The following is a 21699-nucleotide window of genomic DNA, read 5'->3' on the forward strand; positions in this document are numbered from 1 at the left end:
CGGAACACAGCTTCGCACCCGCGAGTCTGAGGAGGTCACGGCCATGAGCGCAGTACTGATGAGCGAGTCGGTTCCCACCCTTCGTGCGGTCCCGCCACTGCCCGAGGGCGCACGTGTCCGCCTGCGTCTCACGCGGCGCGGCCGGGCGGTGCTCTCGGCGCTGGTCGCGCTCCCGCTCGTGATCGGTGCTCTCGTCTTCGCCCTGAACGGCGGCGGCGCGGTGGCCACCAACCAGCAGACGCACGTGGCCTTCCAGTACGTCTCCGTCCAGTCGGGCGACTCGCTGTGGTCGGTCGCCGAGCGCGTGGCGCCCAACGCCGATCCGCGCGACGTGATCGCCGACATCGTCTCGCTCAACGGCCTCGAGTCGGCCGTCGTCTCCCCGGGCCAGCAGCTCGCGGTCCCGACGAAGTACGCGCGCTAGGGTCCTCGGCCGGCAGCCGCGGGCCTGTCCCACGGCTGACTACGATTGAAGGGTGACTTCCCTTTCCGAGCTGCCGATCCGGGACGACCTTCGCGGGCGGTCGCCGTACGGTGCGCCGCAGCACCCGGTGCCGGTCGCGCTCAATGTGAATGAGAACACGCATCCGGTCCCGGAAGACGTGGCGTCCGACATCGTCGCCCGAGTGGCTGCGGCGGTCGGGGGAGTGAACCGCTACCCGGACCGCGAGTTCACCGAGCTCCGGAACGCGTTCGCCCGCTATCTCGGTCACGGGCTCACCCCCGATGAGATCTGGGCGGCCAACGGGTCCAACGAGGTGCTGCAGCACATCCTGCAGGCCTTCGGTGGTCCCGGGCGTTCCCTCCTCGGCTTCGCCCCCACGTACTCCATGTACCCGCTGCTCGCGTCGGGCACCGGGACCGCGTATCTGGCGGGCACCCGGGACGCGGACTACGAGCTGTCGCCCGCGACGGCCGCCGCCCAGATCCTCGAGCTCGATCCGGACATCGTGATCCTGTGCTCGCCGAACAATCCGACGGGGACCCCGCTCGACCTCGACACGATCGAGGCGGCGTACGCCGCCGCCCGGGGGATCGTCGTCGTCGACGAGGCGTACGCCGAGTTCCTCCCCGAAGGCACGCCCTCGGCCCTCACCCTCCTTCCGGGTCGTCCGCGCCTGCTCGTGTCCCGCACGATGAGCAAGGCGTTCGCATTCGCAGGCGCCCGCGTCGGCTACCTGGCTGCCGACCCCGCCGTCACCGATGCGCTTCGGCTGGTCCGCCTCCCGTACCACCTGTCCGCGTTGACGCAGGCGGCCGCCCTGGGCGCACTCGCCCACTCGGATGAGATGCTGGCGACCGTCGGCGAGATCCGTGAGCAACGCGATCGCCTGGTCGCGGAACTCGCCCGGCTCGGCTACACGCCGCACCGCAGCGGCAGCAACTTCGTCCTGTTCGGCGGGGTGGACGATCCCCACGCCACCTTCGAGGCGCTCGCCGAGCGCGGCATCCTCATCCGGGACGTCGGCATCCCGCATCACTTGCGTGTCACCGCGGGCACCGAGACCGAGACGACGGCGTTCCTCGAAGCCCTCGCCGCGCTGGGCCGTCCCGCCCAGGCCGTGGCGGGGAAGTCGGACGATGACGCGGCCCCGGAACGGTCGCAGAGCGCCCCGGTAGACTCGGACACATGACGAATCGCGCCGCCACGGTCTCGCGGGGAACGAGCGAGTCGAGCATCGAGCTGAGCCTCGACCTCGACGGCACGGGCTCATCCGACATCCAGACGAGCGTCCCCTTCTTCGACCATCTCCTGACCGCATTCGCCAAGCACTCGCTGACCGATCTGCGTATCCGTGCGAGCGGAGACACCGACATCGACGTGCACCACACCGTCGAAGACGTGGGCATCGTGCTGGGCCAGGCGATCGCCGAGGCGCTCGGCGACAAGTCGGGCATCTCGCGCTACGGCGACGCCCTGGTGCCCCTCGACGAGGCCCTGGTGCAGGCGGTCGTCGACATCTCCGGCCGCCCCTACCTCGTGCACAGCGGCGAGCCGGCCGGGTTCGAACTGCACCTCATCGGCGGCCACTTCACCGGGTCCATGGTCCGGCACGTCTTCGAGGCCATCACGTTCAACGCGCGCATGACGACCCACATCACCGTCGTCGGCGGCCGTGATCCGCACCACATCGCCGAGGCCGAGTTCAAGGCGTTCGCACGCGCGTTCCGCCAGGCGAAGGCCCTCGACCCGCTGATCAGCGGCATCCCCTCGACCAAGGGTGCGCTGTGACCGACGGGCGCAGGCCGGAGGTCGTCGTCTTCGACTACGGGACGGGCAACGTCCACTCGGCGGTCAAGGCGCTCGAAGCGGCCGGCGCGAACGTCGAGCTGACCGGCAACCGCAAGCGGGCGCAGGAGGCGGACGGGCTCCTCGTCCCGGGCGTCGGCGCGTTCACGGCCGTCGCCGAGGCACTGCGTGCCTCACACGGTGACGAGGTGGTCGACCGGCGGCTTGCCGGAGGCCGCCCCGTGCTCGGCATCTGCGTCGGGATGCAGGTCATGTTCGACCGCGGCGTCGAGAACGGTCTGGAGACCGAAGGATTGGGGGAGTGGCCGGGCACGGTCGACCTGATCCGCGCGGATGTCGTGCCGCACATGGGCTGGAACACGGTGCGCGCGCCGGAGGACTCGGTGCTCTTCGACGGGCTGCGCGACGAGCGCTTCTACTTCGTCCACTCGTACGCGGCGCAGGACTGGACGCTTCACCCGGAGCCGCCGTTCCCCAAGCCGAAGGTGACCTGGGCGGACCACGGCGTCCCGTTCGTCGCAGCGGTCGAGAACGGTCCGCTCAGCGCCACGCAGTTCCACCCGGAGAAGTCCGGCAGCGCGGGCATCCGGCTGCTGCGCAACTGGGTCCGCTCGCTGTAGCGGTCGCGTGCAGCGCCCGACCGTCACCCTCATCCGGCTGTCACATCCACCCGATCCGCACATCCACCCGATCAGCACATCCATCCGCTCGGCGCGGAACGACCCGAGGAATCACATGACCGACTTCATCAGCACGGCCCCCCTCGTCCTTCTTCCCGCGGTGGATGTGGCCGACGGCAAGGCGGTGCGTCTCACCCAGGGTGAGGCCGGAAGCGAGACGAGTTACGGCGACCCCGTGGATGCGGCGGCCGAGTGGGCGGATGCCGGTGCCGAGTGGATCCACCTGGTGGACCTCGACGCCGCCTTCGGCCGGGGCGAGAACCGTTCGCTGCTCTCGAAGGTGATCCGTCAGGTGCACGGCGTCAGCATCGAGCTCTCGGGCGGCATCCGCGACGACGCGTCGCTGGAACACGCGCTGGAGGCGGGCGCGACGCGCGTCAACCTCGGCACCGCGGCGCTCGAGAACCCGGAGTGGGCGGCCAGCGCGATCAGCCGTTACGGCGAGGCGATCGCCGTCGGACTGGACGTCCGCGGCACCACGCTGGCGGCTCGTGGCTGGACCCGCGAGGGCGGCGACCTGTGGGAGGTGTTGGAGCGTCTCGAGGACGCGGGCTGCGCGCGGTACGTGGTGACCGACGTCACGAAGGACGGCACGCTGCGCGGCCCGAATCTCGAGCTGCTGCGCCAGGTGCTCGACCGCACCGAGCGGCCGGTGGTCGCCTCCGGTGGCATCTCGAGCCTCGACGACATCGCCGCCCTGCGCGAACTCGTCCCGCTCGGTCTCGAGGGCGCGATCGTGGGTAAGGCGCTCTACGCGGGTGCGTTCACGCTGCCTGAGGCGCTGGATGTCGCGGGACGCTGACCCGGAGTCCTCCCCGGCGGGCGCAGCGAGCAGTGGCCCGAGCGATGAGGGAGCGGCCCGCCTCGCCGGCTTCGCCGCGTCTCTCGCCGATTCCGCCGGCCAGTCGTGGGCGGGCCGGGAGTTCGACGACAACGCGTTCGGCGACGACGACGGTTCAGCGCCACCCGCACTGCTCGGCGCGCTGGCGGCGTTCCGGGCGGGCGAGGTCGGCGCCGAGGCGGTGGTGGATGCGCTGCGCGATTCGCGCCTCCTCATCCCCCTCGTCGCCGAGCTCGGCGAGGAGGGCGAGAACGACGCCGGGCTGCGCGTCGACAAGTCGCAGGAGCTCTCGATCGTGACCGTCGCCGGTCCCGACGGACGCACGGTTCAGCCGGTCTTCTCGTCGGTGACGGCGATGCAGGCGTGGAACCCGGCTGCGCGCCCAGTCCCTGTGGAAGGTCGCCGCGTCGCGCTGGCGGCGGCCTCGGAGCAGACCGAGCTGATCGTGCTCGACCCGACGTCCGAGACCGAATTCGTCCTGCGGCGCCCGGCGGTGTGGGCGGTGGCTCAGGGGACGCCGTGGCTGCCGAGCGACCGCGACCCCGCGGTCGCAGAGGCGTTCCGCGCATCCATCGCCCCCGAGCTGGGCGTGCACGACGTCTCGCTCGTCGCGGGCGACCCCGCGAACCGGCTCGCCGGCGAGGAGCTCGTGGTGCGGCTGGCGCTGGCTGCCGGGCTGACGCGCGAGGAGCTGGACGCGATCCTGAGCCGACTGGCCCAGCGCTGGGCCGCGGACGACCTGATCGCGACCCGGGTCGACTCGCTGCGGGTGCAGCTGGTCGCCTCGGCCGACTGAGCGCGACGCCTAGGCTGGGAGCACCATGACCGTTTTCGCCGCCATCGTGCTGTTCCTCAACGCCGTCTTCAACGTCATCGCGTGGCCCCGGTTCTTCGCGCGGGTCCGCAACGACCAGCGCGCACGGGATGCGGCGGGACGCGCAACGCCGTTCCTGATCGTCCACGGCGTGCTGCTGGGCATAGCGCTGCTGCTCGCCGCCCTCTCCGCGGTGGCGGGCGTGCTCCTGCTGGTGGCAGGCTGAGCGCATGGCCCTCAACATCACCGGCGACGCCGAGGCGGACGCCCTGCTGGACGAATCCCCGTTCGCTCTGCTGACCGGGATGCTGCTCGACCAGCAGATCCCGATGGAGACCGCGTTCGCCGGCCCGGCCAAGCTGCGGGACCGCCTGGGCTCGCTCGACCCGGCGACCGTCGCGTCCATCGAGCCCGAGAAGCTCGTAGAGGTCATGAAGCAGACTCCGGCCGTGCACCGGTTCCCCGGTTCCATGGCGGGCCGGGTCCAGGCGCTGGCGGCGGCGATCGTGTCCGAATGGAACGGTGACACCGCGGCCATCTGGACGCAGGGCGACCCGGACGGTGCCGAGATCCTGCGGCGGCTCAAGGCGCTGCCCGGATTCGGCGAGCAGAAGGCGAAGATCTTCCTCGCGCTGCTCGGCAAGCAGAAGGGTCTCCAGGCGCCCGGCTGGGAGTCGGCCGCCGGGGACTACGGCACCGCCGGGTACCGGTCGGTCGCCGACATCGTCGACGCCGATTCGCTGACGCGTGTGCGCGAGCACAAGCGTGCGATGAAGGCCGCCGCGAAGGCGAAGTGACGCGCGCGTAATCGTCCACAGCCTGCGCGCTGCGTGCGCCGCACGTGGCCTTCTGTGGATGGCGCCGCGGTGTCGGTGGTCGCCGATAGTCTCCGATGACCGGGATGAAAGGAGGTCGCCGTGTTCCTGTTGGACGGGGTCATCGTCACGAGCGCCAGCGACCTCACCGAGGCATCGAAGTGCGAGTTCGCCTTCCTGCGCGCCCTCGACGTCAAGCTCGGCCGGCTCGAGAAGACGGAAGAGATCGAAGATCCGATGTACGTGCGCTCCGCACGCATGGGAGACGAGCACGAGCACCGCATCCTGGAGCGCTACCGCGAACGGTTCGGCGAGGGGGTCGCCGAGATCGAACGGCCGGAGAAGCTGACGGCCGAGTCCCTGGCGGATGCGGTGCGCCGCACGTCGGAGGCCTTCGAACGCGGCGCGCAGGTGGTGTTTCAGGCGACGTTCTTCGATGGCGCCTTCGTCGGGTTCGCCGACTTCGTCGTGCGGCTGCCGAGCGGCCGGTACCGGGTGCAGGACTCCAAACTGGCCCGGAGCGCGCGGGTGACCGCACTGCTGCAGCTCGCGGCCTACGCCGAGCAACTGAGGCGGATGGGCGTCGACGTCGACGACACGGTCGAACTCCTGCTGGGCGACGGCTCGGTCAGCGAGCATTCGCTCGCCGACATCGAACCGGTGTACCGCAAGCGACGCGCCCGGCTGCTGACGATCGTCGGCGAGCATGTGTCCGATCCCGGGCCGGTGGCGTGGGGCGACCCGCGCTTCACGGTCGACGGCCGGTGCGACACCTGCGATGCAGAGGTGCAGGCGACGCGCGACGTTCTGCTCGTCGCGGGCATGAGGGTGACCCAGCGCGAGCATCTGCTCGCCGCGGGGCTCAGCACGATCGACGCGCTGGCCGCATCCACCGGGCCTGTCGACGGCATTCCGGACGGGACGCTGAACGGACTGCGAGAGCAGGCCCGTCTCCAGCTGGAGGCGACGCCGGGCAGTCCTCCGCCGGTGCGCGTGTTCAATGCGCCGGTGCTCGCCGTGCTCCCCGAGCCCGACCCGGGCGACATCTTCTTCGACTTCGAAGGAGACCCGCTCTACACCGAGGGTGCGGGGGAGCGCTGGAACCTGGACTATCTGTTCGGCCTCGTCGATCAGGAGGAGCGGTTCACCGCGTTCTGGGCGCACGACTTCGCGGCCGAGCGGGTCGCGCTGGAGGCGTTCCTCGCCTTCGTCCGGGAGCGGCGGAGGCAGTACCCGCGCATGCACATCTACCACTACGCCGCCTACGAGCAGACCCACCTGCTCGCGCTGGCCGCGCGCCATGGCGTCGGCGAGGAGGAGGTGGATGCGCTTCTGCGCGAGAACGTGATGGTCGATCTGTATCCGCTCGTCCGGAAGGCGGTGCGCGTCGGCTCTCGGTCGTATTCCATCAAGAAGCTCGAGCCGCTCTACATGGGCGACGAGCTCCGCGAGAGCGACGTCACCAACGGCGCCGACTCGATCACGGAGTACGCCAACGCGCGCGATCTGCTCGTTCTCGGCCGGCTCGACGAGGCCCAGGCCCTGCTCGACGACATCGGCGCGTACAACCGGTATGACTGCGTCTCGACCCTGCGACTTCGCGACTGGCTCCTCGCCCGTGCTGCTGAGAACGGCATCCCGGTCGGTGCCGCTCCGGCCGAGGAGGCCGAGGTGGCGCCCGACGAGTCGCCGCTCCGCGCGGGGCTGCTGGCGTTCGCGGGCGATCCGCTCGACCCGCACCGGTCCGCCGACCGCCGCGCGATGGCGCTCGCCGCGGCGGCGATCGACTTCCATCGGCGCGAGCAGAAGAGCTTTTGGCAGTCGCACTTCGCGCGGCTGATTCAGCCGATCGAGGAGTGGGCCGAGACGCGGGATGTGCTGGCCGTCGAGCAGGCGGTGGTGCTGCGGGACTGGTACCTCGACGAGGGCCAGCGCGTCGAGCGACGGGAACTGCTGCTGACCGGCCAGTGGGGCGCGGGGAGCTCCGTCCGGGTCAGTGAACGCAGCGGACCGTTCCTGCTGTACGAATACCCCGGGCCGTTCCGCCAACAGCGCGCGCAGCCCGGAGCGCGCGCCACCCGGACGGTCGCCGTGATCGAGGCGCTGGAGGACGGCTCCGTCGTCGTCCGCGAGACGCTGCCGCCGGAGGTTCCGCCATATCGTGACCTGCCGAGTGCGCTGACACCGGCCGCGCCGCCGGACTCGCGGCGACTGGCGGAGGCGATCCGGGAGTGGGGCACGGCGCTGCTGATCGCCCGCCACCACGACACCTGGCCCGTCGACGCGACCATCGACCTGCTCCGGCGCACGCCGCCGCGCACGAGGTCGGGAGCGCTGGTCCCCGACCCGACGGTCGGCTCACCTGCCGTGGATGGCGCGGTCGGTGCTGGAGGGGGTGGCCGTATCGACGCCGTCGTAGCCAGCCTGCTCGACCTGGACCGCTCGTATCTCGCGGTGCAAGGCCCGCCCGGGACGGGCAAGTCCTACCTCGGAGCCCAGGTCATCGCACGACTGGTGCGCGATCACGGCTGGAAGGTCGGGGTGGTCGCGCAGTCCCATGCGGTGGTCGAGAACCTGCTCGATCGGGTCGTCGGCGCCGGGCTCGATCCCGACCGCGTCGGCAAGGCGCCCGGCGGAAGCGCGGACGCCGTCTCCGCTAGTGAACAGCAGCACCTCTTCACCGCGCTCCCGGCCAACGGTCATCTCGAATTCGCCGGAGTGAACGAGGAGCACGGCTTCGTCGTGGGCGGCACGGCGTGGGACTTCGCCAACCCGGCGCGCGTGCCCCGCGGCAGCCTCGATCTCCTCGTCGTCGACGAGGCCGGCCAGTTCTCGCTGGCGTCCACGGTCGCTGTCGGCGTCGCGGCGAAGAACCTGCTGCTGCTGGGCGACCCGCAGCAATTGCCGCAGGTGAGTCAGGGACGGCATCCCGAGCCGGTCGACGGGTCCGCTCTCGGCTGGGTGAGCGACGGACACGATGTGCTGCCGCCCGAGCTCGGTTACTTCCTCGCCGAGACGCGGCGGATGCATCCCGCCCTCGCGTCGGCGGTGTCGCGGCTGTCGTACGAGGGCAAGCTCCGGGCGCATCCGGACGCGTCGGAGCGCGAGCTGCGCGGCGTCGTTCCGGGCGTGCATCCGATTCCCGTGCTGCACATCGGCAATTCCACCGCGGCGCCCGAAGAAGCCGAGATCGTCGTCGATCTGGTGCGCGACCTCATCGGGCGGTCCTGGAGCGATCCCGCCGCGGGCCGCGACGACGAGCCGCTCGGCGAGGACGACATCATCGTCGTCACGCCGTACAACGCTCAGCTCGCCGAGGTCCGAGCGCTGCTCGACGCGGCCGGTTACCGCGATGTCCGGGTCGGGACCGTCGACAAGTTCCAGGGCCAGGAGGCGGCCATCGCCATCGTGAGCCTCGCGGCCTCGTCGGCGGTCGACGTCCCACGCGGCATGTCGTTCCTGCTGATGAAGAACCGGCTCAACGTTGCCATCTCCCGCGCCAAATGGGCGGCCTATCTCGTGCACTCGCCGGAGCTGACGGAGTTCCTTCCGACGACTCCCGCCGGTGTGGGGGAGCTGAGCGCTTTCATTCGGCTCGTCGAAGGCGTGGGAGAGACGGCCGCGGTGCCGGTGGGGTGAGCGCCGGAGCCTCCGGTGTTACGCTCGACCCGTGTCACCGGAGGAGCTGCAGGCACTGGCGCAGTTGCGCCGTGCCCGCGATCTGATCGACCGCGACTACGCGAAGCCGCTCGACGTCCCGACCATGGCCGCTCGAGCGTACATGTCGCCTGCGCACTTCTCGCGCCGCTTCCGCGCTGCGTACGGGGAGACTCCGTACAGCTATCTCATGACCCGGCGCATCGAACGGGCCATGGCGCTCCTGCGTGGCGGGATGAGCGTCACTGACGCGTGCATGACCGTGGGCTGTACCTCCCTCGGATCCTTCAGCACCAAATTCACCGAGGTCGTCGGCATGACCCCGTCCGAGTACCGGGCGCGCGAGCATGCTGCCGTGCGCGCCATGCCCGACTGCATCGCCAAGCAGCGCACGCGACCGGTCCGCTCCCGCGGCTGACCACGGGGAGCGTGTGCACAGTGGCGTGGTTCGCCGTCTTCTCCACTGAAAGCAGTTTCGGAGAAGCGCGGGTCGGCCCGCGTTCCTAGAGTCGACCTATGACCGTTTCACTCCAGTACTCGCAGATCACCGTCCTCGACCCGGAAGAGTCGCTCGCCTTCTATCGCGACGCCCTCGGGCTCGACGTCCTCCAAGACGTCACGTCGGGCGACCACCGCTGGGTCACCCTCGGCGTGGCCGGCGACCAGAACGCCGCGGTCGTCCTGAGCGATCCGCACGCCGGCCGCTCGCGCGCCGACGGTGACGCGCTTCAAGAGCTCGTCGTGAAGGGCTCCATGAGCCCGATCGTCTTCCGCACTGACGATCTCGATGCGGCGTTCGAGCGCGTCCGGGCGTCCGGCGCCGAGGTGCTCCAGGAGCCGATCGACCAGCCGTGGGGTCCGCGGGACTGCGCGTTCCGCGATCCGTCGGGGAACATGGTGCGCATCCTGCAGAACGCGCCCGCGCCGCAGAGCGCCTGACCGACCCGAGGCGCCTGATCGCCACAGCGCCTGGGCGCCGCGGGCTAGCGCCACAGGGCGCTTGGGCGCGGCGGGCGACCGCCCTGGGGTCAGCCGAGCGCCACCGACACGGGGACGAACTCCCGCACCGGGTGGGCGACGACGGCGGCACAGGTGCTCAGCATGGCGTCGGAGAGCCGCTCGCCGACCTCGACCGTCAGCCGGTCGGCGCCGTTCGCCAGCGCGACGGTCCAGCCGTGTGGGTGTGCGTGCTCGGTCACGACGCGGAACGCGTCGATCCGGTCGTCGCCCGTCTCGGCACGGGCGAACGCCTCGGCCGCCTGTGCAACCGTGGTCAGAGCGGTACGACCCCGCAGCAGTTCCGGGACCACTCGGCCCTCCGCGTGGCGTTTGACGATGGTGGCGGCCTCGTCCGCACGAACGCGTCCGTACAGGAGTCCGTGCGGGAAGACGACCATCGTCGCTGCGAAGCGGTCGCCGCCGAGGTGGGAGCACTCCCAGGTGAGTTCGGGATGCGCCGCCGCCAGCGCTTCCACGACGGGCCGCCCGCGGACGGCGCAGCACTGGTCGTGCCGGGCATGCGTGCACACCGCGTACACGGGCGCCTCGCTCGGTTCCCCGACGGATCCATCGAGAGGCAGCGTCAACAGCTCTACGGGGTCGTCGACGCGGCCCCAGCGGATGCTCTCCGTTCCGGGCCGGGAGTCCACGAGCGCCCACCGCCACGACGTCTGGTCGCGCCGAAGCGGAGCACGCAACCGGGTCCGCCGGATCGCCAGAGGACGGAGGCCCGCCGCCTCCGCCCGCGCGACGATCCGCGCGCCCAGTGCCGGATCGAGGGCGGAATCGAAGAACGCGTGTCGTCCCCATCCGCTCTCGATCTCGACGAGCAACCAGCGTTCGCCGAAGCCGGCCGTCCCCGGCAACGGGTCGCCGCGCTCGAGTGCCCTGTCGCTGCAGGGCAGCCACGCGGTCGGGGCCGTCGCCGTCACGTTGCTGTCGCGGTGCCGAAGTCGGCGGTTGCACTGCGTTCGCCGTCCGGCGAGACGCCGCTCGGATCGTCGTCGTCGATCCCGTCGTCGTCGATCCCGTCGTCGTCTGGCGAGCCGCCGACTCGGGGCGCAGGCTCGATCACGATTCCCTCGCGCAGCAACCGACGCACCACGACGACGGCCGACCGTTCGTCGAGCGGCAGCTCGCCGACGGCGACCGGCCGTCCCTCCAGGAGCCGGTCGACCGCCGCGCGGGCGGCGACCGGAAGCGCGACCGCCTTGGCGGGGAGTCGCACGGTGACCGTCTCGACCTCGACGGTGACGTCCGGCCGCAGCTGCGGCCGAGCCACGACGACGGTGTCTGCGTTCACGGCATCCGCGGCGGCGATGGTCGCCAACGGTCGCACCGGAGCGGGCGGGGAGTCCGAACGCTGCCGCCGAAGCAGCTGGTCCGCGACCGCGTCCGCGACGGCCGACCGGGCGGCGGGATCGGCCAGCGCGTCGATCAGCGCACCGATCGTCTGCTCCACTACGGGCGCGACCGCATCCGAGTCCGCCGGGTCGAATCCCAGCGGGAGGGATGCGCGGAGTTCGGCGACATCCGCCGCCCGCGCGACGGCCTCGCGCACGACGTCCTCCCGCGTGTACGCGGCGACCCCGATGGTCAGGTGCACGGACACCCCGCCCAACGCCTCCGCCGAGTGGATCCAGCCGCGCGGCAGGTATAGGGCGTCGCCGGGCCGGAAGGTCTCGTCGATCGCGGGCTCCTCCTGGGCGCGCGCCGCTACGGCCTCACGGTGATCGGTCCACGGCTGGTCGCGCAGCGGGTCGACGTGGACGGGCTCGTGGATGCGCCAGTGCTTCTCGCCGGCGATCTGCAGCACGAAGACGTCGTGGACGTCGTAGTGCGGATCGAAACCCCGGGACGATGCGGGAGTGATGTACGCGTTGACCTGCGCCGGGTGCCCCAGCTCAGCGGCCAGTCGCCGGGAGAATTCGGCGACCGCCGGCCAGGTGCGGTGCAGGCCCTGGAGCACCAGGGTGGCGCCGTTCGCGAACTCGGCGAGCACCTTCGCGGAATCCAGCTGGTCGCTCACCTCCGCGCCGAAGCCACCGGGTCCCGTGAAGCGCGACGCCGGGAGAACCGTTCCCTCCTTCGCCATGCGCACGAACGGCGTCCGCAGAGCGCGCGACGAGACCAGCTCATCCACTGCGTCCAGGCTGAACAGGTCCGAGAAGTCGGCACCCGAGTCCGCCGCCCGCGTGAACAGCGGCCGCCGGCCCCAGAACTCGCCAGCGAATCGCTCGCGGTCGATCGGCACGCAACGCGAAAGCGCGGGCCGGTCGCCCGGCCCGCGCTCGTCGGTCGTCATCAAGCGGACCCGTCGGCTCCGCCGTCGTGACCGCCGGACGAGGCGCCGCCGTCGGCCGGGCCTTCGCCGGCGCCGCCGTCGGCTCCGCCGTCGTGACCGCCCGGGTTCGCGCCGCCGTCGGCCGGGCCCTCGCCCGATCCGCCGCCCGCCGACCCGTCCGCGCCGCCGTCGTGGCCGCCGGCGTTCGCGCCGCCGTCCGCGGGGCCTTCGCCGCCTCCGGTCGTGTCCGTCGTGATGTCGTCGTCGTTGATGTCGCTCATGCCGTCTCCCGTTCGTTCGTGGGCACGCTGACTGACCTCACACTACGCGCGGGGCCCGGCGACGGTAAGAGCTCCCGGATGAACGTCAGGTGCGGGCCGCGAGCGTCACATTTCGCAAGACGTTTTGACCGTTCAGGGGTGTCACGGGAGGCTCGAAGGGCCGCCAACCGTCCGCCGGCACCCACACTCCCCTTCACAAGAGAGGCACAGCCATGTCCGATGCCACCCCATCCACCCCCGCGCTGCCGGAAAAGCCGAAGCGCTCCCGGACCGGCTGGTTCGTCGGCATCGGTATCGCCGTCGTCGCCGTGATCGTCGCCGTTGTGCTCGTCGTGGTCAACCTCACCGGGTCGAGCGCGGCGACCGCGAAGAGCGTCACGGTGAAGATCGGAACCACCGAGGCGTCCTCCCCGTACTGGACCGTGCTGAAGAAGGAGGCGGCCAAGGAGGGGATCACCATCCAGACCGTCAACTTCCGCGACTACACGCAGGCGAACCCGGCGCTCGCCGACGGACAGCTCGACCTGAACCTGTTCCAGCACCTGCAGTTCCTCGCCAACTACGACGTGCAGGCGAAGCAGAACCTGGTCCCGATCGGTGCAACCCTCGTCGTGCCGCTCCCGCTGTACTCGACCAAGTACAAGGACATCGCCGACATCCCGCAGGGCGGCACCATCGCCATCCCGAACGACCCGACCAACCAGGCGCGCGCGCTGCTCGTGCTGCAGAAGGCCGGACTGCTCAAGCTGAAGAATGGCGGCAGCACCCTCGCGACGCCGGCCGACATCGACGCCTCGGCATCCAAGGTCACCGTCATCCCGGTGGATGCGGCCCAGACCGCCCCGGCGCTCAGCTCGGCGGACGGAGCCATCGTGAACAACAACTACGCGCTCACCGCGGGTATCGACCCGAAGTCCGCGCTGTTCCAGGACGACCCGAAGTCCGCGACCGCCGAGCCGTACATCAACGCCTTCGTTGCCCGAGAGAAAGACAAGGACAACAAGACCTACCTGAAGGTCGCGAAGCTGTACCACACCAAGGCGGTCACCGACGCGGTTCTCGCCGAGTCCAAGAACACGGCTGTGATCGTCGACCGTTCGGGATCGGATCTGACGGGCATCCTCGACGGCCTGAAGAAGACCATCCAGGCGGCCCAGTAGTGCCCGAAAGCGGCAGCGCGGCACCGATCATCGAGTTCCGCGGCGTCACCAAGAGCTTCGGCTCGGGTGACGCCGCGGTTCCCGCCGTCGACCGGCTGGACCTCTCCATCGGACGCGGCGAGATCTTCGGGATCATCGGGTACTCGGGAGCGGGCAAGAGCACGCTGGTGCGGCTGATCAACGCGCTCGAGCATCCCAGCGCCGGCTCGGTGATCGTACATGGACGCGACCTCACCTCGATGAAGGAGCGCGAGCTCCGGCGCGTTCGGGCGGGGATCGGCATGATCTTCCAGCAGTTCAACCTGTTCCGTTCGCGGACGGTGTTCGGAAACGTCGCCTACCCGCTCAAGGTTGCCGGGTGGCCGGCTGACAAGCGCAAGGCGCGCGTCGCGGAACTCCTGGCATTCGTCGGGCTCACGGAGAAGGCGTGGAGCTACCCCGACCAGCTCTCGGGCGGTCAGAAACAGCGCGTGGGCATCGCCCGGGCCCTGGCCACCAACCCGGACATCCTGCTTGCCGACGAGGCGACCAGCGCGCTCGACCCGGAGACCACCTCCGACGTCCTGGCACTGCTGAAGCGGGTGAATCGGGAGCTCGGCGTCACGATCGTCGTCATCACGCACGAGATGGAGGTGGTCCGTTCGATCGCGGACCGCGTCGCGGTGCTGGATGCCGGTCGCGTGATCGAGTCGGGCAGCGTCTTCGAGGTGTTCTCCGATCCACAGACCTCGACCGCACAGCGTTTCGTGGGGACGGTCCTGCGCAACCAGCCGGGTGAGGCCGACATCGAGCGGCTCCGCGGCAAGCACTCGGGCCGGATCCTGTCCGCGCGCATCCACGACGACGGCCGGCTCGGCTCGGTGCTCTCGGATGCGGTCGGTCGCCACAACGTCCGGTTCGAGATCGTCTACGGCGGCATCTCCGCTCTGCAGGGGCGGTCGTTCGGCAGCCTCACGCTCGAGCTGCTCGGCGAACCGGCGGATGTGGATGCGCTCATCGCCGAACTCCGCGCCGTCACCGAGGTCGAGGAGGTGGCCGAATGACCGACTGGACGACCCTGTGGCCGGTGTACCTCGAGTCCATCGGCCAGACGCTGTGGATGGTCGTGGCGACCCTCGTGCTCGGTGGTGTCCTGGGCCTCGCGCTCGGCGTGCTGCTGTACACGACGCGTCGGGGCGGCCTGCTGGAGAACCGCGTCCTTTTCACCGTCCTGAACGTGGTGGTGAACTTCATCCGGCCCATCCCGTTCATCATCTTCATGACGGCGATCGCACCGCTGACCCAGCTCGTGCTCGGCACCTTCCTCGGCACGCCGGCGGCCATCTTCCCGATGACGATCGCAGCGACGTTCGGCATCTCGCGGATCGTGGAGCAGAACCTCGTCACCATCGAACCGGGGGTCATCGAGGCGGCGCGCGCGATGGGTTCGAGCCCGTGGCGGATCATCACGACGCTCCTCATCCCGGAGGCGCTCGGGCCGCTGATCCTGGGCTACACGTTCATCTTCGTGGCGATCGTGGACCTCTCGGCGATCGCGGGCAGCATCGGCGGCGGCGGTCTCGGCGACTTCGCCATCTCGTACGGCTACCAGCGATACAACTGGGCCGTCACGTGGGTCGCGGTGATCACCATCGTGGTGCTGGTGCAGGCCGCGCAGTTCCTCGGCAACTGGCTGGCGCGCAAGGCGCTGCGGCGCTAGCGGCGACGAGGGGACGCAACACGCCGTTACGGCTCCCGCATAACGGCGTGTTGCGTCCCCTCGTTCGCTCCGGCGGGCGTCACGGGCCGACGTAGCGGCCGACCGGGCGCAGCCGGAGCGGCGGCTGCGTGTACTCGTCGAGGGCGTGCACCATCCAGCCGATCGCGCGAGCGGTCGCGAAGACCACCTCGCCGGCGTCGTCGCGCATCCCCAGTGCCAGCGTGACGGCGCCCAGCGCGAGGTCGACGTTGGGATGCGCGCCCGTTCGCTCGCGCATCACGCGCGCGACCGCATCCACCGCGGCGGTCGTGCGAGCGTGGCGAGGGTCGGCGGCGGACAGCATCCCGAGCAGGATGCGCGCCCGCGGGTCGCCGTCGGGGTAGAGAGGCTGGCCGAAGCCCGGCACGGGGCCGTGCGTCGTGACCACCGCGTCGGCGATGGCCCGCGCGGGGTCGGTGCCGCCGGCGACCCGCTCCAGCAGGCGGTGGGCCGCACGGCTGGCGTTGCCGTGGAGGGACGAATCCAGCGCCCCCAGGCCGGCGATCACGACGCCGTAGGGCGTGGCCCGGGCGGAGGCGGCCGCGCGGGCCGCAAGGGTGGATACGGCCATGTCGTGGTCGAGCAGCAGGACGAGGGCGGCGTTGAGGAGGGTCGCGTCGTCGGCGAGCGTGCCGTCGGTGCCCGAGTCCCGCAGCCTCCCGAGGAGGCGGCGGGAAAGCGATTCGGCGGTGCCCTCAGCCCGGGACGCGACGGCGTTCGCCGTGTGCCCGGGCAAGACCTCCACCATCCCGGCGACCAGCCGTTCGGCTGCGGACGCGACCACCGCCGGGTCGAGTGACGCGCGCAGCGGGTCGGCCGCGGCCAGGGCCGTCACGGCGACCAGCTGACGGTCGCGGTCGCCGGCAGCGGCGGGCAGCGCTGCGGTCGCGGCGCGCGCCTCGGCGAGCCCGGCGCCGGGAGTGAAGCGAGCGGCCGGATCCCACTCGCCGGTGAGCGCCCAGCGCGCGACCGTCTCGAACGGTTCCGCGACCAGTTCCTCGACCGGGCGGCCGCGATACGACAGCTCGCCGTCGTCGATCAGGGCGAACCGGGTCTCGATCACCATGAGCGGGCGTCCCTCAGAAGGGCCGGGACCTCCCGACGGCCGGCGTCGCCGGGTCGCCGCGAACCGCTCCACGTCGAGCGGGTCGAAGGTCGAGCCGTCCGCCGTCCGCTCACGGTCGAGACGCCCGCGCGCGACGTACGCGTAGAGCGTCTCGAGCTTGACTCCGAGGCGCTCGGCCGTCTGCTCGGCGGTGAGGCGGGGGAGGGCATCCATGTTGATCCGATCAACGTTGACGACGGTTTGTATCCAGTTCACACTACCGGTATGGACAGGATGGACGACACCCTCATCGACGTCCCGCGCGGCCTGACGAACGTCGTGGCCGCCCGGACCGAGTTGAGCGACGTGCGCGGGCACGAGGGCTTCTACCACTACCGCGAGTACTCGGCGGTCGACCTGGCGCGGGAGCGGACGTTCGAGGAGGCGTGGCACCTGCTGCTCTTCGGCACGCTGCCGACTGTGGTCGAGCTCGACGCGTTCCGCGCACGCATCGCCTCCGCGCGCAGCATTCCGGAGGAGGTCCGCTCGCTGCTGCCCGGAATCGCCGGGCTGACGGCACGTGGCGACGCGCTCGCCGGGCTGCGGATGGCGCTCGCCGCCGTGGCGGCCGCCGACGGCATCCGCCCGCTGTACGACGAGACCGCCGACGAGCGGATGAGCGACGCCATCCGCACGGCCTCCATCACGCCGGTGCTGCTCGCGCACCTCCACGCGCTCTCGGAGGGCCGCGAGCCGCTCCCGCCCCGCGACGACCTGGGTCACGTCGCCGGTTACCTGTACCAGGTGACGGGTCGGATCCCGAGCGCACAGGAGGAACGCGCGCTCAGCGCCTACATGACCGCGGCGATCGACCACGGCTTCAACGCCTCGACGTTCGCTGCCCGGGTGATCGCGTCGACCGGGGCGGATCTGTCCTCCGCGGTCGGCGGCGCGCTCGGCGCGCTCTCGGGGCCGCTCCACGGCGGAGCACCCAGCCGAGCACTCGACACCCTCGACGAGATCGGCACACCGGACCGCACCGACGAGTGGGTGCGGCGCACGCTCGCCGAGGGAGGCCGCGTGATGGGGTTCGGGCACGCCGTGTACCGGACGGAGGATCCGAGGTCACGGATGCTCCGCGACTTCGCGCGGGGCTTCGGCGGACCCCGAGTCGACTTCGCCGTGCAGGTGGAACGGCGGGTGCAGGAGCTGCTCGCCGAACTGAAGCCCGGGCGCGAACTGCACACCAATGTCGAGTACTACGCCGGGATCGTCATGGAGCTGTGCGGGATTCCGCGCGCGATGTTCACCCCCACATTCGCTGCAGCGCGGGTGGTGGGATGGACGGCGCACATCCTGGAACAGGCGGCCGACGGCAAGATCCTCCGGCCGTCGTCGCGGTACGTCGGCCCCGCAGCGCCAGTCCCTCTTCCGGAGCGGGTGCCCGCGGTCGCGTGAGCGAGCGCCGCCTCAGGCCCGGGGGGAGCGCCGCCTCAGGCCCGGGGCGAGTACACCCGCAGCGCCGCCGGTCTCACGCGGATCGTCAGCTCGCGCGGCTCTCCCGGTGTCTCCGTCGAGGCCTCTCCGTCGTGCGCGTAGCCGGGATCGTCGCTGACGGCCGACACCGTGATCTGTTCCACCGTCCGCGCCTCCAGTGCAGGCGGCCCCTGGAGGAACGGGAGCCGCGCGACCAGCGCGTCCGTCCGTCCGCCGAAGGCCAGCGCGACCGCGCCGCGGGTCTTCGGCTGACCGTCGGCGAAGAGGATGCGCACATCCAGCAGCCCGTCGTCGAGCCTGCGGCGTTCGATCGGCGCCACCGCGACCGGGTAGTAGCGGTCGACGCCGATGAACACCGACCATACGTGCCGCCGCTCGCCATCGATCTCGACCTGCAGCGGGCTCCCGCGTCGCACCACGCGGATGGCCGCGATGAGCGCGGCCACCGGCTTGCCCAGTCGCTTCTCGTGCTTCTCGCGCTCTTCGACGAAGGACGGGTACAGCCCCACCGAGGCCGTGTTGAGCACTGTGAGCTCGGTGCCGTCGGCGAACGCGAGGTCGGCCACGTCGATCTCGCGGCCGCTGCCGGAGGCCAGAGCCGCGAGCGTCACGTCGACGGAGTCGAGAAGGGCGGCTTTTGCGAAGTGGTTGAACGTGCCTCCCGGGAACGCCAGCAGCGGCAGGCCGGCCTTCCGTGCCTGCTGTGCGACGGCCGCGACCGTGCCGTCCCCGCCGTAGGCGCCCAGGACCACCGGTGCCGAGTCCGAGGCGAGCTCGCGCCCCACGAGCTCCGCGATGTCGTCGCCCTCCTGGAGTTCGTGGATGCGCGCGTGCGGCAGGCGTTCCCGGAGCAGCGGGCCCGCTTCGGGCCGACCGAGCCCCCGTCCCGAGCCCGGGTTGACGATGACGAACACTCCCGCTCCCGTATCGGTGGCGGGCAGGTCGATCGTCTGCGCGGTCGGCGGATCCGATCGCACCACCGGCTTCACAGCCGGTGCGATTGCCTTCAGCGCGACCGCGGCGCCCGCCCCGATCGCTGCCCCACCGACCACATCCGACAGCCAGTGCGCCCCCGTGTGCAGACGGGAGTAGCCGACGCCCGCGGCGACCGGTGCGAGCGCGGCGCCCGCCGCCGGCCACTCGAGCGCGACGCCGGTCGCGAAGGCGGCCGCACTCGCCGTGTGACCGGATGGGAACGACGGCGAGGTGGGGGAGCGCTGCAGTCGCCGGGCGAGCGGGATGGAGGTCAGTGCGGGCCGCTCACCGCCCACCAGCCGCTTGCCGATCAGGTTGGCTATCAGGCTGGCCAGCCCCAGTGACGCGAGTCCGCGGATCGCCGCGCGCGGTCGCCCGAGTGCCACGAGCACCGCGGCCGCCGCGAACCACAGCTTGCCGTGATTGGCGAGGCGGGTCAGGCCGCGCCAGAAGCCGTCGGACACCGCGCCGGTGGTGCGCGCGTTGATGCGGGCGGCGACCCGGGAGTCGGCGCGTTTGATCCGGGCCGGGAGGGGGATGCGGGAGCGGTCGTGGTGTCGGGATGAGGCCATGCCGTCAATTTACGCCGACTGCGTCCGGTCGCCCGGGAGCCCGGAAACATCTGTGGAGAACCGCCGAATGTGGATGAATCCGCACCTGCATGACCGCCAGCGGAGCGGGCCTCCGGGCGGTAGGATCGACGACGTGAGCACGCACGTCATCTCCCATCCCATCGAGCAGGACCGCGACGCCGTCGGCAGCGACGAGCACGGCACGCTCGTCCGCAGCCTGAGCACCACCCTCCCGAGCGCGCTCGGCAACCTCATCGCCACTCTCGTGGTGCTGGTGTCGCTGGTCATCGGCATCGTGAGCCTGGTCGCGACCTGGACGGGCAATGCCGACTCCTTCCTGCCGCTGTTCCAGGTGACGGTGGCGGGCACGGTCGTCTCGCTCAATGCGCTCTACGCGCGTCGCACCTTCAGCTATGTGATCACGCTGATCGGCGCCATCCTCTGGCTCTGGGTGTCGGTGACGCCGTTCGCCCCGTTCTTCCAGGTTCTGTTCCAGGCGATCACCGTCGTTATCATGCTGGCGGGCGTGGTGTACTCCACCGCCGCGGTCCGCCTCAGCAAGCAGCCGCGCTTCTGAGCGGGGACCCGGCCGACCGCGCGCCGGCACCCGTCGACCCCGTCATCTCCGCCGACCCTACGGCACCGCTGGAGGCGGGTGCCCCCGCGACCGAGGCGGCGCGCGCCCGACCGGGGCGCCGGCACTTCGTCGACCTGTCGCCGCTCCGCGAGTCTCCCGCGTTCGCCCGCCTGTGGCTGGGTGGCGCGATCTCCGGCATCGGTTCGCAGATGACCATCGTCGCGGTGGGCCTGCACATCTTCGACCTCACCCACTCGACGCTCGCCGTCGCCCTCGTGGCCCTGTTCGCCCTGGTGCCCATGATCGTCTTCGGGCTGTACGGCGGGGTGCTCGCCGACGCGTTCGACCGGCGGAAGGTCGCCCTCGTCACCGCGATCGTCGCGTGGATGTCCACCGCGGCACTCGCCCTGCTCGCCTGGATGCACATCCCGGTCGTCTGGCCGCTCTACGTCATCACGACGATCAACGCCGTCGCGGGCGTGATGATCGGCGCGACCCGTCAGGCGATCACCCCGCGCCTGCTGCCGGTGCGGCTGCTGCCCGCCGCGAGCGCCCTGGGCGGCATCAGCATGGGCGTCATGGTCACGGTCGGTCCGGCCCTGGCCGGCCTGCTGGTCGCGACCGTCGGCATCCCGTGGACCTACACGGTGGATGCGGTCCTCTTCACCGCCGCGTTCCTCGGCATCTTCACGCTCCCGTCCATCGTCCCGGAGGGGGAGCGCACCGGGGCCGGGCTCGCCTCCGTCCTGGAGGGTCTGCGCTTCTTGCGGACGGCCCCGAATCTGAGCATGACCTTCGTGCTCGACGTCATCGCGATGACCTTCGGCCAGCCGCGCGCGCTGTTCCCGGCGGTCGGGGCGCTGCTCATCGGCGGCGGGCCCCTCACCGTCGGCATCCTGACCGCGGCGGGCGCCGTCGGCACGCTCGCGTCCAGTGTGTTCTCCGGGCGCCTCGGCAGTGTGCGCTGGCAGGGGCGGGCTGTCGAGCGGGCGATCATCGTCTACGGCGCCAGCATCCTGGGCTTCGGCATCGTGCTCGCGGTCGTGGCGTTCAGCGGGACGGCCGGCGGCGGCGCGTCGCTTGCGCAGGCGAACCTGCCCGCCCTGCTCGTTGCGACCGTGATGCTCGCAGCCTCCGGCGCCGCCGACAACGTCAGCTCGATCTTCCGCATGACGATCCTGCAGGCGTCGGCACCGGATGTGATGCGCGGCCGGTTGCAGGGCGTCTTCACCGTCGTGGTGACCGGCGGTCCGCGCCTCGGCGACCTGTACATCGGCGTGCTGGCTCTCACCGGAGCGCTGTGGTTCCCGCCGCTGCTCGGCGGCCTCCTCATCGTGGTGCTCGTCGCCACGATCGCGCGCGTCCAGGGCTCCTTCCGCCGCTACGACGCCCTCACCCCCACCCCCTGACCGGCCTCTTACCTCCCCCCTCCTCCCCTCCCGCCCCCCGCCGAAGTGCACGTTGTGGTCGCTATTTCGCGGAAATAGCGACCACAACGTGCACCTCGACCGAG

22 protein-coding genes are annotated in these 21699 nt (G+C 71.1%); 17 read left to right on the forward strand and 5 right to left on the reverse strand.

What is annotated here, in order from left to right; genetic code table 11:
* Window positions 1-43 precede the first annotated feature (43 nt).
* From P3F85_RS05235 to P3F85_RS05285, 11 genes are all read left to right on the forward strand, one after another.
* Entirely contained in the window at window positions 44-424 is a 381-nt protein-coding gene (locus tag P3F85_RS05235; protein WP_374010191.1) for a LysM peptidoglycan-binding domain-containing protein, read from the forward strand.
* A 52-nt stretch (window positions 425-476) separates the two neighbouring features.
* On the forward strand, window positions 477-1634 hold the full coding sequence (locus P3F85_RS05240; protein ID WP_374010192.1) for a histidinol-phosphate transaminase: 1158 nt from the start codon (window positions 477-479) through the stop codon (window positions 1632-1634).
* Window positions 1631-2233 (forward strand): imidazoleglycerol-phosphate dehydratase HisB, encoded by a 603-nt coding sequence (gene hisB, locus P3F85_RS05245; RefSeq protein WP_374010193.1) that lies wholly within the window; start codon window positions 1631-1633, stop codon window positions 2231-2233. The genes P3F85_RS05240 and hisB overlap by 4 nt, the downstream gene beginning before the upstream one ends.
* Window positions 2230-2871, forward strand: coding sequence for an imidazole glycerol phosphate synthase subunit HisH (gene hisH / locus P3F85_RS05250; RefSeq protein ID WP_374010194.1), 642 nt, complete (start codon window positions 2230-2232; stop codon window positions 2869-2871). Before hisB ends, hisH begins: the two co-directional genes overlap by 4 nt.
* Before the next feature lie 115 nt (window positions 2872-2986).
* Complete coding sequence (priA, locus tag P3F85_RS05255) at window positions 2987-3733, forward strand: bifunctional 1-(5-phosphoribosyl)-5-((5-phosphoribosylamino)methylideneamino)imidazole-4-carboxamide isomerase/phosphoribosylanthranilate isomerase PriA (RefSeq protein ID WP_374010195.1); 747 nt, start codon at window positions 2987-2989, stop codon at window positions 3731-3733.
* Complete coding sequence (locus P3F85_RS05260) at window positions 3717-4568, forward strand: SseB family protein (protein ID WP_374010196.1); 852 nt, start codon at window positions 3717-3719, stop codon at window positions 4566-4568. Before priA ends, P3F85_RS05260 begins: the two co-directional genes overlap by 17 nt.
* 25 nt (window positions 4569-4593) lie before the next feature.
* Entirely contained in the window at window positions 4594-4812 is a 219-nt protein-coding gene (locus P3F85_RS05265; RefSeq protein ID WP_374010197.1) for an SCO4848 family membrane protein, read from the forward strand.
* A gap of 4 nt (window positions 4813-4816) precedes the next feature.
* Window positions 4817-5383 carry an HhH-GPD-type base excision DNA repair protein gene (locus P3F85_RS05270; RefSeq protein WP_374010198.1) on the forward strand — a complete coding sequence of 189 codons (567 nt, stop codon included), beginning with the start codon at window positions 4817-4819 and terminating at the stop codon, window positions 5381-5383.
* A 120-nt stretch (window positions 5384-5503) separates the two neighbouring features.
* Entirely contained in the window at window positions 5504-9040 is a 3537-nt protein-coding gene (locus P3F85_RS05275) for a TM0106 family RecB-like putative nuclease (protein WP_374010199.1), read from the forward strand.
* Between the two features lie 31 nt (window positions 9041-9071).
* Entirely contained in the window at window positions 9072-9476 is a 405-nt protein-coding gene (locus tag P3F85_RS05280; protein WP_374010200.1) for a helix-turn-helix transcriptional regulator, read from the forward strand.
* Between the two features lie 98 nt (window positions 9477-9574).
* Window positions 9575-9997, forward strand: a complete 423-nt coding sequence (locus P3F85_RS05285; protein ID WP_374010201.1) for a VOC family protein — start codon at window positions 9575-9577, stop codon at window positions 9995-9997.
* Between the two features lie 89 nt (window positions 9998-10086).
* Here P3F85_RS05285 and P3F85_RS05290 read toward each other — a convergent pair whose 3' ends face one another.
* Genes P3F85_RS05290 through P3F85_RS05300 form a run of 3 tightly spaced genes read right to left on the reverse strand, consistent with a single transcriptional unit; the run spans window position 10087 to window position 12622 of the window.
* A complete protein-coding gene (locus tag P3F85_RS05290; protein ID WP_374010202.1) occupies window positions 10087-10989 on the reverse strand; it encodes a sucrase ferredoxin in 903 nt (300 codons plus the stop codon).
* Complete coding sequence (locus tag P3F85_RS05295) at window positions 10986-12362, reverse strand: cupin domain-containing protein (RefSeq protein ID WP_374010203.1); 1377 nt, start codon at window positions 12360-12362, stop codon at window positions 10986-10988. The genes P3F85_RS05290 and P3F85_RS05295 overlap by 4 nt, the downstream gene beginning before the upstream one ends.
* Window positions 12362-12622, reverse strand: a complete 261-nt coding sequence (locus tag P3F85_RS05300) for a BatC protein (RefSeq protein WP_374010204.1) — start codon at window positions 12620-12622, stop codon at window positions 12362-12364. Before P3F85_RS05300 ends, P3F85_RS05295 begins: the two co-directional genes overlap by 1 nt.
* A gap of 212 nt (window positions 12623-12834) precedes the next feature.
* On the opposite strand from P3F85_RS05300, the gene P3F85_RS05305 reads away from it, so the two are divergent.
* The 3 genes from P3F85_RS05305 to P3F85_RS05315 are packed head-to-tail and all read left to right on the forward strand — an operon-like array spanning window position 12835 to window position 15481.
* Window positions 12835-13782: a MetQ/NlpA family ABC transporter substrate-binding protein gene (locus P3F85_RS05305; RefSeq protein ID WP_374010205.1), complete on the forward strand. Its 948-nt coding sequence runs from the start codon at window positions 12835-12837 to the stop codon at window positions 13780-13782.
* Complete coding sequence (locus tag P3F85_RS05310; RefSeq protein ID WP_374010206.1) at window positions 13782-14825, forward strand: methionine ABC transporter ATP-binding protein; 1044 nt, start codon at window positions 13782-13784, stop codon at window positions 14823-14825. The genes P3F85_RS05305 and P3F85_RS05310 overlap by 1 nt, the downstream gene beginning before the upstream one ends.
* Entirely contained in the window at window positions 14822-15481 is a 660-nt protein-coding gene (locus tag P3F85_RS05315) for a methionine ABC transporter permease (protein WP_374010207.1), read from the forward strand. The genes P3F85_RS05310 and P3F85_RS05315 overlap by 4 nt, the downstream gene beginning before the upstream one ends.
* A 79-nt stretch (window positions 15482-15560) precedes the next feature.
* Here the strand turns inward: P3F85_RS05315 and P3F85_RS05320 are convergent, their stop codons facing one another.
* On the reverse strand, window positions 15561-16799 hold the full coding sequence (locus tag P3F85_RS05320; RefSeq protein WP_374010208.1) for a citrate synthase: 1239 nt from the start codon (window positions 16797-16799) through the stop codon (window positions 15561-15563).
* A 51-nt stretch (window positions 16800-16850) separates the two neighbouring features.
* Between P3F85_RS05320 and P3F85_RS05325 the strand changes: the two genes are divergently transcribed.
* On the forward strand, window positions 16851-18023 hold the full coding sequence (locus P3F85_RS05325; RefSeq protein ID WP_374010209.1) for a citrate synthase: 1173 nt from the start codon (window positions 16851-16853) through the stop codon (window positions 18021-18023).
* Between the two features lie 35 nt (window positions 18024-18058).
* On the opposite strand, the gene P3F85_RS05330 is transcribed toward P3F85_RS05325, so the two are convergent.
* A complete protein-coding gene (locus P3F85_RS05330; protein WP_374010210.1) occupies window positions 18059-19609 on the reverse strand; it encodes a phosphatase PAP2 family protein in 1551 nt (516 codons plus the stop codon).
* Between the two features lie 133 nt (window positions 19610-19742).
* Here P3F85_RS05330 and P3F85_RS05335 point away from each other — a divergent pair, with 133 nt between their 5' ends.
* Together P3F85_RS05335 and P3F85_RS05340 are read left to right on the forward strand one after the other, a co-directional pair.
* Window positions 19743-20186, forward strand: coding sequence for a hypothetical protein (locus P3F85_RS05335; protein WP_374010211.1), 444 nt, complete (start codon window positions 19743-19745; stop codon window positions 20184-20186).
* A gap of 170 nt (window positions 20187-20356) precedes the next feature.
* On the forward strand, window positions 20357-21595 hold the full coding sequence (locus P3F85_RS05340; RefSeq protein WP_374011001.1) for an MFS transporter: 1239 nt from the start codon (window positions 20357-20359) through the stop codon (window positions 21593-21595).
* The last annotated feature ends 104 nt before the right edge of the window (window positions 21596-21699 follow it).

Origin of the sequence: Leifsonia sp. T36S-04 (genome assembly GCF_042465655.1) — a bacterium.
GTDB lineage: Bacteria > Actinomycetota > Actinomycetes > Actinomycetales > Microbacteriaceae > Leifsonia.